The sequence below is a fragment of the Ottowia beijingensis genome (genome assembly GCF_042680925.1).
GTDB classification, from domain to species: domain Bacteria; phylum Pseudomonadota; class Gammaproteobacteria; order Burkholderiales; family Burkholderiaceae_C; genus Ottowia; species Ottowia beijingensis.
The window spans coordinates 356,799-369,247 of sequence record NZ_JBHUEP010000005.1; the positions used below are offsets into that span (position 1 = coordinate 356,799).

Genomic DNA, 12,449 nt, shown 5'->3' on the forward strand with positions numbered 1-12,449 from the left:
TGCGGCGGTTCTTTAAAAACATACAGCCGATAAGCGTGGGCGTTTGATGGCGAATTGCCAAAGTCTTTCAGACTATCAAACGCTCATGAGAACAGAAGTGAAGTTCACTTCAATTCCGTTTAAATGAGTTAACTCGGAAGAGTATAAATTTCAAGATCGAACTGTAGAGTTTGATCCTGGCTCAGATTGAACGCTGGCGGAATGCTTTACACATGCAAGTCGAGCGGCAGCGCGGGGCAACCTGGCGGCGAGCGGCGAACGGGTGAGTAATACATCGGAACGTGCCCAGACGTGGGGGATAACTACTCGAAAGAGTGGCTAATACCGCATACGATCTGAGGATGAAAGCGGGGGATCGCAAGACCTCGCGCGTCTGGAGCGGCCGATGGCAGATTAGGTAGTTGGTGAGGTAAAGGCTTACCAAGCCTGCGATCTGTAGCTGGTCTGAGAGGATGATCAGCCACACTGGGACTGAGACACGGCCCAGACTCCTACGGGAGGCAGCAGTGGGGAATTTTGGACAATGGGCGAAAGCCTGATCCAGCCATTCCGCGTGCAGGATGAAGGCCCTCGGGTTGTAAACTGCTTTTGTACGGAACGAAAAAGCTCCGGCTAATACCTGGAGTCCATGACGGTACCGTAAGAATAAGCACCGGCTAACTACGTGCCAGCAGCCGCGGTAATACGTAGGGTGCAAGCGTTAATCGGAATTACTGGGCGTAAAGCGTGCGCAGGCGGTTTTGTAAGACAGAGGTGAAATCCCCGGGCTCAACCTGGGAACTGCCTTTGTGACTGCAAGGCTGGAGTGCGGCAGAGGGGGATGGAATTCCGCGTGTAGCAGTGAAATGCGTAGATATGCGGAGGAACACCGATGGCGAAGGCAATCCCCTGGGCCTGCACTGACGCTCATGCACGAAAGCGTGGGGAGCAAACAGGATTAGATACCCTGGTAGTCCACGCCCTAAACGATGTCAACTGGTTGTTGGGAATTCATTTTCTCAGTAACGAAGCTAACGCGTGAAGTTGACCGCCTGGGGAGTACGGCCGCAAGGCTAAAACTCAAAGGAATTGACGGGGACCCGCACAAGCGGTGGATGATGTGGTTTAATTCGATGCAACGCGAAAAACCTTACCCACCTTTGACATGTACGGAACTTGCCAGAGATGGCTTGGTGCCCGAAAGGGAGCCGTAACACAGGTGCTGCATGGCTGTCGTCAGCTCGTGTCGTGAGATGTTGGGTTAAGTCCCGCAACGAGCGCAACCCTTGCCATTAGTTGCTACGAAAGGGCACTCTAATGGGACTGCCGGTGACAAACCGGAGGAAGGTGGGGATGACGTCAAGTCCTCATGGCCCTTATAGGTGGGGCTACACACGTCATACAATGGCTGGTACAGAGGGTTGCCAACCCGCGAGGGGGAGCTAATCCCACAAAGCCAGTCGTAGTCCGGATCGCAGTCTGCAACTCGACTGCGTGAAGTCGGAATCGCTAGTAATCGCGGATCAGAATGTCGCGGTGAATACGTTCCCGGGTCTTGTACACACCGCCCGTCACACCATGGGAGCGGGTTCTGCCAGAAGTGGTTAGCCTAACCGTAAGGAGGGCGATCACCACGGCAGGGTTCGTGACTGGGGTGAAGTCGTAACAAGGTAGCCGTATCGGAAGGTGCGGCTGGATCACCTCCTTTCTGGAAAACAGCAATTCAATTCAAACGTCCACACTTATCGGTTGTTGGAAGGTGTCGCCAGCGGTCTGGGCTAGCACGGCTCGCAAGCGACCGACTTGGGTCTGTAGCTCAGTTGGTTAGAGCACCGTCTTGATAAGGCGGGGGTCGTTGGTTCGAGACCAACCAGACCCACCATCCCCACCGCAACATTCATCTGGGGGATTAGCTCAGCTGGGAGAGCACCTGCTTTGCAAGCAGGGGGTCGTCGGTTCGATCCCGTCATCCTCCACCATTTGTCCATATCAAAGCATCAGTTTGGTGTTTTGATATTGGCATTGCCAATAACGAGTCGAAAGACTCACGGCTGTTCTTTAACAATTCATAGAGTCGAATCAGCGTTGTCGACGGAAAGAGCGTCATGGCTCACCGTGCCGTCGGCAACAATTTTTGATTGCGTCACCATGAATTCAACGTAAGTTGATATTCATAGTAATTGGAGCTTTCGAGCTCAATTACGGCATAACGCGCCAGGTGAAAGACCTGGCAAGTCCTTGATTGCTTTTGCCCTCGTGAGAGGCGTCAAAGTTATAGGGTCAAGTGACTAAGAGCATGTGGTGGATGCCTTGGCGATGATAGGCGATGAAGGACGTGATAGCCTGCGATAAGCTTCGGGGAGCTGGCAAATAAGCTTTGATCCGGAGATTTCCGAATGGGGAAACCCACCGTAAGGTATCCTGCAGTGAATACATAGCTGCAGGAGGCGAACCGGGTGAACTGAAACATCTCAGTAGCTCGAGGAAAAGACATCAACCGAGATTCCGAAAGTAGTGGCGAGCGAAATCGGAGCAGCCTTCTAGTGATAGCACGACTGTTAGCAAAACGACTTGGAAAAGTAGGCCATAGCAGGTGATAGCCCTGTATGCGAAAACAGACGTGTGGTACTAGGCTAGAGAAAAGTAGGGCGGGACACGTGTAATCCTGTCTGAACATGGGGGGACCATCCTCCAAGGCTAAATACTCATCATCGACCGATAGTGAACTAGTACCGTGAGGGAAAGGCGAAAAGAACCCCGGGAGGGGAGTGAAATAGATCCTGAAACCGCATGCTTACAAAAAGTCGGAGCCCTTCGGGGTGACGGCGTACCTTTTGTATAATGGGTCAGCGACTTACATTCAGTGGCAAGGTTAACCGAATAGGGAAGCCGAAGAGAAATCGAGTCCGAATAGGGCGCTCAGTCGCTGGGTGTAGACCCGAAACCAGGTGATCTATCCATGGCCAGGATGAAGGTGCCGTAACAGGTACTGGAGGTCCGAACCGACTAATGTTGCAAAATTAGCGGATGAGCTGTGGATAGGGGTGAAAGGCTAAACAAACCTGGAAATAGCTGGTTCTCTCCGAAAACTATTTAGGTAGTGCCTCAAGTATTGCCTTCGGGGGTAGAGCACTGTTTTGGCTAGGGGGTCATGGCGACTTACCAAACCAAGGCAAACTCCGAATACCGAAGAGTACAGCTTGGGAGACAGTGCACCGGGTGCTAACGTCCGGACACAAGAGGGAAACAACCCAGACCGCCAGCTAAGGTCCCTAAAATTGGCTAAGTGGGAAACGAAGTGGGAAGGCTAAAACAGTCAGGATGTTGGCTTAGAAGCAGCCATCATTTAAAGAAAGCGTAATAGCTCACTGATCGAGTCGTCCTGCGCGGAAGATGTAACGGGGCTAAGCCAGTTACCGAAGCTGCGGATTCACAGTTTACTGTGAGTGGTAGGAGAGCGTTCTGTAAGCCTGTGAAGGTGTCTCGAGAGGGATGCTGGAGGTATCAGAAGTGCGAATGCTGACATGAGTAGCGTTAAAGCGGGTGAAAAGCCCGCTCGCCGTAAGCGCAAGGTTTTCTACGCAACGTTCATCGGCGTAGAGTGAGTCGGCCCCTAAGGCGAGGCAGAGATGCGTAGCTGATGGGAAACAGGTCAATATTCCTGTACCGATGTGTAGTGCGATGTGGGGACGGATCCTAATAGGTCATCCAGTTATTGGATTCTGGTTTAGGCAGATGTAGGCGACAGGTAGGAAAATCCGCCTGTCATATACCGAGGCTGTCGATCGAGCGAGCTTGCTCGCGAAGTGACTGAACGGGGTCCCAGGAAAAGCCACTAAGCTTCAGCTGCACACGACCGTACCGCAAACCGACACTGGTGCGCGAGATGAGTATTCTAAGGCGCTTGAGAGAACTCTGGAGAAGGAACTCGGCAAATTGACACCGTAACTTCGGGAGAAGGTGTGCCCCGGTAATGTGATGAGAACATCTGAGCATGAAAGGGTTGCAACAAATAGGTGGCTGCGACTGTTTATCAAAAACACAGCACTCTGCAAACACGAAAGTGGACGTATAGGGTGTGACGCCTGCCCGGTGCTGGAAGATTAATTGATGGGGTGCAAGCTCTTGATCGAAGTCCCAGTAAACGGCGGCCGTAACTATAACGGTCCTAAGGTAGCGAAATTCCTTGTCGGGTAAGTTCCGACCTGCACGAATGGCGTAACGATGGCCACACTGTCTCCTCCAGAGACTCAGCGAAGTTGAAATGTTTGTGATGATGCAATCTCCCCGCGGAAAGACGGAAAGACCCCATGAACCTTTACTGTAGCTTTGTATTGGACTTTGAACAGATCTGTGTAGGATAGGTGGGAGGCTTTGAAGTGCGGTCGCTAGATCGCATGGAGCCAACGTTGAAATACCACCCTGGTGTGTTTGAGGTTCTAACCTAGGCCCATTATCTGGGTCGGGGACAGTGCATGGTAGGCAGTTTGACTGGGGCGGTCTCCTCCCAAAGTGTAACGGAGGAGTTCGAAGGTACGCTAGTTACGGTCGGACATCGTGACGATAGTGCAATGGCATAAGCGTGCTTAACTGCGAGACTGACAAGTCGAGCAGATGCGAAAGCAGGACATAGTGATCCGGTGGTTCTGTATGGAAGGGCCATCGCTCAACGGATAAAAGGTACTCTGGGGATAACAGGCTGATACCGCCCAAGAGTTCATATCGACGGCGGTGTTTGGCACCTCGATGTCGGCTCATCTCATCCTGGGGCTGTAGCCGGTCCCAAGGGTATGGCTGTTCGCCATTTAAAGAGGTACGTGAGCTGGGTTCAAAACGTCGTGAGACAGTTTGGTCCCTATCTTCCGTGGGCGCTGCAGATTTGAGAAAGCCTGCTCCTAGTACGAGAGGACCGGAGTGGACGCACCTCTGGTGTACCTGTTGTCACGCCCGTGGCATCGCAGGGTAGCTAAGTGCGGAAGAGATAACCGCTGAAAGCATCTAAGCGGGAAACTCGTTTCAAGATGAGATCTGCCGGGGCCTTGAGCCCCCTAAAGAGTCGTTCTAGACCAGGACGTTGATAGGCTGGGTGTGGAAGTGCAGTAATGCATTAAGCTAACCAGTACTAATTGCTCGTGCGGCTTGACCCTATAACTTTGATCGACGATCAAGGTTGTTATGCCAAGTGACGCATTCAAGATAAGCTGATTTGCTCTATGAATTGGTCGTCCAGCCAAGCACTGCGGTGCGGCTGGATGGCAACAAGTTATGCCTGATGACCATAGCGAGGTGGTACCACTCCTTCCCATCCCGAACAGGACAGTGAAACGCCTTAGCGCCGATGATAGTGCGGATTCCCGTGTGAAAGTAGGACATTGTCAGGCTATTACAGCGAGAAACGCCCAGTCAGAAATGACTGGGCGTTTTCTTTTGGGCAACGTTTTGGGTGTCGGCGGAGGGGGCAGAAGTCGCGCGCCAACCGCAAAGAATCCACGCACATCCTACAATCCAGCCATGATTTCCAGAAGCAGCACGATTGAGCGTTTGGCGACGGCTAATGATTTGCTATTGGCGCCATTTGGGTTGACCGAGGTGGATTTAGGCAAGACGCTGGGCATCATCGGACAGCGTCAGATCGATGACGCGGATCTCTACTTTCAGTACACGCGCGCAGAAGGCTGGAGCCTGGAAGAGGGCATTGTCAAGACCGGCAGCTTTTCGATTGACCAAGGTGTGGGCGTGCGCGCGGTAACGGGCGAAAAAACCGCATTTGCGTACGCCGATGACATCTCGGCCGCCTCCCTCAACGATGCGGCGCACACCGTGCGTGCCATCTCGACGGCGGCCCGCAGTGACCGAATCAAGCTTCCACGTCGGACTGTGGCCAAAAGTCGCAGGCTTTATGACTCGCTTGATCCGATTGGATCTCTCGATAGCACAGCCAAGGTCACCTTGCTTGAAAGGGTCGAGCAGATGGCGCGGGCCGTGGACCCACGGATTGTCCAGGTGATGGCCGGCTTGGCCAGTGAGTACGATGTGGTGTTGGTCGCGCGTCTCGATGGAAGCTTGGCAGCCGATGTGCGTCCGTTGGTCCGACTCTCCGTGACCGTGATCGCCGAACAGAATGGTCGGCGCGAAGTTGGTTCATTCGGCGGTGGAGGGCGGTTCGGCCTATCGTATTTCGACGACGCGCTGGTCAAGAGCTATGTGGACGAGGCGGTGACCGCTGCGCTCACCAACCTTGAATCCAGGCCTGCACCTGCCGGTGAGATGACCGTGGTGCTCGGTCCGGGCTGGCCGGGCGTGCTGTTGCATGAGGCGGTTGGTCACGGCCTGGAGGGTGATTTCAACCGGAAGGGGTCGAGCGCGTTCAGTGGCCGCATCGGCCAGCGCGTGGCGGCCAAGGGTGTCACCGTGCTGGATGACGGAACGATTCCTGATCGGCGCGGCAGCCTCAACGTGGACGACGAAGGTCACGCCACGCAGCGCAACGTATTGATCGAGGACGGCATCCTGAAGGGCTACATCCAGGACGCGATGAACGCGCGCTTGATGAGAGTGAAGCCCACCGGCAATGCCCGGCGCGAGAGCTATGCGCACATTCCGATGCCGCGCATGACCAATACCTACATGCTCGGCGGCGACACGGACCCGCGTGAAATCGTGGCCAGCATCAAGAAAGGTCTGTACGCCACCAACTTCGGCGGCGGCCAAGTCGACATCACCAGCGGCAAGTTCGTGTTCTCTGCCAGCGAGGCCTTCTGGGTCGAGAACGGCAAGATCCAGTACCCGGTGAAGGGTGCGACCATCGTGGGCAGCGGCCCCGAGTCGCTCAAGCGCATCACGATGATCGGCAACGACATGCGGCTCGATTCCGGCGTGGGCGTGTGCGGCAAGGAAGGGCAGAGTGTGCCGGTGGGCGTGGGGCAGCCGACGCTGCGGCTGGACGGCCTCACCGTCGGTGGAACGGGTTGAGTTGCATTTTTAATGAATTTGCCCTGAAGCCGTCGACTGTCAAGCGCTTCCAGCTATTAATTTGTGAGTAAGCGACGGTATGTAACCGCCCGGCCCGTGCCCGTCATCGGCCCGTCACGCTGCTTGTGCTACATTCGCTGGGTCATGAAAACGCGTGTCGCTTTCGGTTTTTACTTTTGGTTCTCAGTCCTCGGCGGACGAGAGGCGAACGTGTAACCCAAGCGCACTTCCCGACAAGACCGCCGACGCGATGAGCCCGGCGGTTTTTTTGTGCCCGAACACCACCGTCAACACCTATTCATTTCAAAGGAAGAAGCCATGAACGCGAAAGCCGTGCAGGCCGCCGTCGAGGCCTGGCAACCGTCGCAGGAACGCACCAGCCAGACCGACGACCAACGCATCAAGGACATCACCGTGCTGCCCCCACCCGAGCACCTGATCCGCTTCTTCCCGATTCGTGGCACCGCGGTCGAAACGCTGATCGGCGAAACCCGCAAGTCGATCCGCCGCATCATGTCGGGCAAGGATGATCGCCTGCTGGTCGTCATCGGTCCGTGTTCCATCCACGATCCGGCGGCGGCGCTGGACTACGCGCGGCGCGTGAAGCCGCTGCGCGATCTTTACGCCGATTCGCTCGAGATCGTGATGCGCGTGTATTTCGAGAAGCCGCGCACCACCGTGGGCTGGAAGGGTCTCATCAACGACCCCTACCTGGACGAGAGCTACCGCATCGACGAAGGCCTGCGCATCGCGCGCCAGCTGCTGATCGAAATCAACCGCCTGGGCCTGCCGGCGGGCAGCGAATTCCTCGACGTGATTTCGCCGCAGTACATCGGCGATCTGATCAGCTGGGGCGCCATCGGCGCGCGCACCACCGAAAGCCAGGTGCACCGCGAGCTGGCCAGTGGGCTGTCGGCCCCGATCGGCTTCAAGAACGGCACCGACGGCAACATCCGCATCGCCACCGACGCCATCCAGTCCGCCAGCCGCGGCCACCACTTCCTGTCGGTGCACAAGAACGGCCAGGTCGCCATCGTCCACACCGACGGCAACAAGGACTGCCACGTGATCCTGCGTGGCGGCAAGGCGCCCAACTACGATGCCGAAAGCGTGACCGCCGCCTGCAAGGAGCTGGAGGCCGCCAAGCTGCCCCCCACGCTGATGGTCGACTGCAGCCACGCCAACAGCAGCAAGCAGCACGAGAAGCAGCTGGACGTGGCGCGCGAGGTGGCTGCCCAGGTGTCGGGCGGCTCGCGCTGCGTGTTCGGCGTGATGGTGGAAAGCCACATCCACGGCGGGGCGCAGAAGTTCACGCCCGGCAAGGATGACGTGAACGCGCTCGAATACGGCAAGAGCATCACCGACGCCTGCATCGGCTGGGACGGCACGCAGACTATCCTGCAAGTGCTGTCGGACGCGGTGCGGGCGCGGCGCAAGCGCTGATCGACGTCAAGGGCGGCCGCTTCGGATCGACTACAGTCACGGGGCGTGCCGCGGTCGCGGGGCGCATGCAGACTGCATCCCCCCGCCTTCAGGAGACCCACCGATCATGCAAAGCGAAGTCCGCGTCATCCAGGACGAGCGCACCGAATGGCGCTTCGATCTCGAACCCGCCGCGCCGATGGGCAACGCCGAGGCACGCGACTGGCTCGACGCGCAGTTCACCCAGCTGGGCAGCGAGCCGCTGCGCCCCACCGGCAAGCTGCTGCTGGCCGACAAGGTGCTGGTGGTGGCGCGCGACGCCGGCCCGCGGCTGCTGAACGACCCGCAGTGGAGCCGCGAATTCGCGCGCGCCGCCAGTGCTGCGCTCGACAAGCCCGTGGTGCGCATCGACCTGGGCGCGATGACGGTTTCTTACTGATGCGGCAGCACGCTGCCGAGGCGGCAGGTTCTTGGTCAAATTGGCCGCTAACGCTTGCTGGGTAAGCGCGAGCAGCTATTGTTTTTGCTTGACTATCAAGAAGTCTCAGACCCTGTTGTGGGAGCGGGCTTGCCCGCGATGAGACGTCTCGCCGCAATCAACGCTTGATCGCGGGCAAGCCCGCTCCTGCAACACTGTCTGAGACTCGTTGCTCATCGGTGTTTTTGAAGTTCTTCCATCAGCTTCGTGTGCACGCCGCCGAAGCCGCCATTGCTCATGCACAGCAGGTGGTCGCCCGGGCGCGCCGCGGCGATGACCTGACGCACGATCTCGTCCACGCTGGCGGCCACCTGCGCGTGCGCGCCTAGGGGCGCCAGCGCGGCGGCCGCGTCCCAATCCAGCCCGCCGGTGTGGCAGAAGCTCAGGTCGGCGTGCTCCAGTGACCAGGGCAGTTGCGATTTCATCGTGCCCAGCTTCATCGTGTTGCTGCGCGGCTCGAAGATGGCGAGGATGCGCTCGCTTCGCTTGCCGGCCGCATCCAGCTGGCGGCGCAAGCCGTCCACCGTGGTGCGAATCGCCGTGGGGTGGTGGGCGAAATCATCGTACACCGTGATCTCGGCGCCGCCGGCTTGGGCCACGCGGCCACGCACCTCCATGCGGCGGCGCACGTTCTGAAAGCTGGCCAGCGCCGCGCAGGCCTCGGCCGGGGCCACGCCCACATGCTCGGCCGCGGCGATGGCGGCCAGCGCGTTGAGTTGGTTGTGGGTGCCCGACAGATCCCAGCGCACGCGGCCCACGGGCTGGCCACGCAGTTGCACCTCGAAATCCGACGCGTCGCCGTGCGCGGTGAAATCGCTCACCGCCGCACCAAAGCTGCGCTGCCCGCTCCAGCAGCCCTGCGCCAGCACGCGCTGCAGGCTTTCTTCCAGCCCGTTGACCACCACGCGGCCCGAGGGCGGCACGGTGCGCACCAGGTGGTGGAACTGCCGCTCGATCGCCGCCAGGTCGTCGAAGATGTCGGCGTGGTCGAACTCCAGGTTGTTCAGCACCGCCGTGCGCGGGCGGTAGTGCACGAACTTGCTGCGCTTGTCGAAGAAGGCGGTGTCGTATTCGTCGGCTTCAATCACGAACAAGGGCCGTGCGGGAGATGTTGCTCCCTCGCCCCTCTGGGGGGAGAGCTTGCCCCGGACTTGATCCGGGGGCTGGGGTGAGGGGCTCGCGGGCGCGGGGGCAAGGCCGTCGGCCCTCACCCCAATCCTCTCCCGCTCCCGGGAGAGGGAGCCAGACCCATCCGATGGGGTGGTGGAGCCCAGCCGTGCGCTGATGCCGAAGTTGAGCGGCACCCCACCGACCAGGAAGCCGGGCGCGAGGCCCGCGCTCTCCAGAATCCAGGCCAGCATCGACGTGGTCGTCGTCTTGCCGTGCGTGCCCGCCACGGCCAGCACGTGGCGGCCCTGCAGCACGTTCTCCAGCAGCCACTGCGGGCCGCTGATGTAGGGCGCGCCGGCGTCGAGAATGGCTTCCATCAGCGGAAACTTCGGTGAACCGTCCGTCAGCCGCGCGCGGCTGACCACGTTGCCGATCACGAACACGTCGGGCTTCAGCGCGATCTGCTCGGCGCCATAGCCCTCGATCAGCTCGATGCCCAGCGCGCGCAACTGGTCGCTCATCGGCGGGTACACGCCCGCGTCGCAGCCGGTGACGGTGTGGCCCGCCTCGCGCGCCAGCGCGGCCAGCCCGCCCATGAAGGTGCCGCAGATGCCCAGGATGTGAATATGCATGGGGCTGGATTCTACGGCTGAATTGCAAGCCTTTTCGGCCTCTGGCGCCCGTGGGGAAAGCGCGAGCAGCTATTCAAAATATAGTGACTGGGATGCGGCAACATGTGCGCCACACGGACTGAGCGACCCTGCGCCTGTGTGCCACGCGGTGGGCGGCTGGCGGGCAATCAGGATGCGCCTGCCGGCCTGCCTTGTGCGGCGCGCGCGGCCGCCTCCTGCGGCGAGATCACCTCGATCGGCACGTCGGCGTCGTTGGTGCGTATCCAGGGCTTTCCAGAACTCAGCATGATGGTTTCAGATAAGTGAATCCTGAAATGCGCCGGGCCGCTGTAACCAGGATCGGCGGTGTAGAAGAATTCATCGTTCTCGCCGCGCACGGCCGTGCCGTGCGTGTGTTCGTGCACCCGGTAATCGGTGATCTTGATGCGATCCAGTTTGTGGAAACCTTCACAGGAACCTTGTATCGAGCACAGCCCCTCGCGCAAATTGAGCCGCGTCTTCTCGCCCGCCACCACCACATAGGCGTTGTGCAGGAGGCGAGGGCCGTGGCTCAGCGGCTTGGCATAGCGCGCGTTCACGTCGCGCACCTGCGCCAGCAACTCGGGCGAGACGGTGCCAGGCTGCATGGGGGGCGCCGGCTCGATGCGCAGGCCCTTCGGCACCTTGGCCGACGCGCGCTTGAACCAGCCGTCCCAATAGCCCTGGGGTGGCGCCGGGCCAAAGCTCTCGCCGGGCGGCGGGTCGGTGTACAGCGGGCCTACGCCGAAGGTCATCACGCTGCCGTCGGCGCAGGTGGCTTTCAGTTCGCCCTCCACCACCCACAGGCGGCGCTCAAGGGTGGTCGTCGGGCCGCCGCTCCTGACTTTCACCGTCCGCTGGTGCAATTGGGCCGGGCAGCGCTGCACCAGGTGGTAGAGCTGCCTCTGCACCATTGCGCCCACGCCGCCAGCCACGAAGGTGTTCTTGAATTGCTGCTCCAGATAAGGTGCGGGCTTGGCAGGCAAGGAATGGCGAAAGGCAGTTGTGTCTTCCAGCATGAAGACGCCACTTCCCCCTCCCAGCACGAGTTCAGAGCCACAGCGCGGGTCAAGATGTCCATCCTTATTGCGCCAGGATGCCACGCTGACATCGTTGATGGGGTAATAGAACCAGCTACCCGTCTTCAGGCCGACGACGCCGCTTTCGACGTCACAACTGTTCTCCATCTTGAGGCATTTAAAGAAGCGACCGTCTTGGGGTCTGCGGTATCCCACCCAGAACCAGATGGGCCCCATGTCCTTCGTGATCGTCGTGGCGTCCGTATCGAGTATGTACTTGCGCACAGTCACGATGTCGCCAATCTGCACCGCCTCGCCAGCGCCCGCCTGTAGCACGTAGGGTTTCACGAACACGGCGTTGGGTTGGCCGGGGTCGACAACTTCCCACGGCCCGGGTTCTTCGCGGATGCCCGAGACCACCTGCAGGCCATCGGCCTGCAGGCTCTTGCCCATCATGAACAACCCCACGGTGTAGGGCCAGAACAGCACGGCCAGGGCGACGGCGACGCCGCTGGCGATGAGCAGGACACGTTTCATGGGGCGGCCAAGGGGTGCATGAACGACGGCGACGCTGAGCAGGGCGTGATTGTCGCGCTGAATCTGGTTCAGAGTCTTTTTGGCCTCTAGCGCCCGCCAATAAAGCGCAAGCAGCTATAAAAACAAGAGTTTGATCTGCTTGCGCGACCCTCGTTCACCGATCGCAAGGCCGCGGAGCAGGCCACGCCAGAACGCCGTGGCCGGACCTGCGCCGGCCACCGGCGTTGTCCCCCAGTGGGGGCTGAGGTCTGCGGCTCCAGACCTGCCTGCGCAGGTCTGGAC

The 12,449-nt window shown here is 59.4% G+C and carries 5 protein-coding genes, 2 tRNA genes and 3 rRNA genes; 8 read left to right on the forward strand and 2 right to left on the reverse strand.

The window, feature by feature from the left end; genetic code table 11:
* Window positions 1-158 precede the first annotated feature (158 nt).
* The 8 genes from ACFSCU_RS05085 (at window position 159) to ACFSCU_RS05120 (ending at window position 8,812) form a co-directional block, all read left to right on the forward strand.
* Window positions 159-1,687 (forward strand): 16S ribosomal RNA (locus ACFSCU_RS05085).
* Window positions 1,688-1,784: 97 nt separating this feature from the next.
* Window positions 1,785-1,861, forward strand: a tRNA-Ile gene (locus ACFSCU_RS05090).
* 21 nt (window positions 1,862-1,882) lie between these two features.
* Window positions 1,883-1,958, forward strand: a tRNA-Ala gene (locus tag ACFSCU_RS05095).
* A 299-nt stretch (window positions 1,959-2,257) separates the two neighbouring features.
* Window positions 2,258-5,126 (forward strand): 23S ribosomal RNA (locus ACFSCU_RS05100).
* Between the two features lie 121 nt (window positions 5,127-5,247).
* Window positions 5,248-5,360, forward strand: a 5S ribosomal RNA gene (rrf, locus tag ACFSCU_RS05105).
* The 16S, 23S and 5S rRNA genes sit together here with 2 tRNA genes alongside, the layout of an rRNA operon.
* A 130-nt stretch (window positions 5,361-5,490) precedes the next feature.
* Window positions 5,491-6,951 carry a metalloprotease TldD gene (gene tldD / locus ACFSCU_RS05110; RefSeq protein WP_180550796.1) on the forward strand — a complete coding sequence of 487 codons (1,461 nt, stop codon included), beginning with the start codon at window positions 5,491-5,493 and terminating at the stop codon, window positions 6,949-6,951.
* A 318-nt stretch (window positions 6,952-7,269) separates the two neighbouring features.
* Window positions 7,270-8,394 carry a 3-deoxy-7-phosphoheptulonate synthase gene (locus ACFSCU_RS05115; RefSeq protein WP_377560076.1) on the forward strand — a complete coding sequence of 375 codons (1,125 nt, stop codon included), beginning with the start codon at window positions 7,270-7,272 and terminating at the stop codon, window positions 8,392-8,394.
* A gap of 106 nt (window positions 8,395-8,500) precedes the next feature.
* On the forward strand, window positions 8,501-8,812 hold the full coding sequence (locus ACFSCU_RS05120; protein WP_180550797.1) for a hypothetical protein: 312 nt from the start codon (window positions 8,501-8,503) through the stop codon (window positions 8,810-8,812).
* A 212-nt stretch (window positions 8,813-9,024) separates the two neighbouring features.
* On the opposite strand, the gene mpl is transcribed toward ACFSCU_RS05120, so the two are convergent.
* Together mpl and ACFSCU_RS05130 are read right to left on the reverse strand one after the other, a co-directional pair.
* Window positions 9,025-10,593 (reverse strand): UDP-N-acetylmuramate:L-alanyl-gamma-D-glutamyl-meso-diaminopimelate ligase, encoded by a 1,569-nt coding sequence (gene mpl, locus ACFSCU_RS05125; RefSeq protein ID WP_377560078.1) that lies wholly within the window; start codon window positions 10,591-10,593, stop codon window positions 9,025-9,027.
* A gap of 167 nt (window positions 10,594-10,760) precedes the next feature.
* Complete coding sequence (locus ACFSCU_RS05130; RefSeq protein ID WP_377560080.1) at window positions 10,761-12,119, reverse strand: hypothetical protein; 1,359 nt, start codon at window positions 12,117-12,119, stop codon at window positions 10,761-10,763.
* Window positions 12,120-12,449 lie beyond the last annotated feature (330 nt).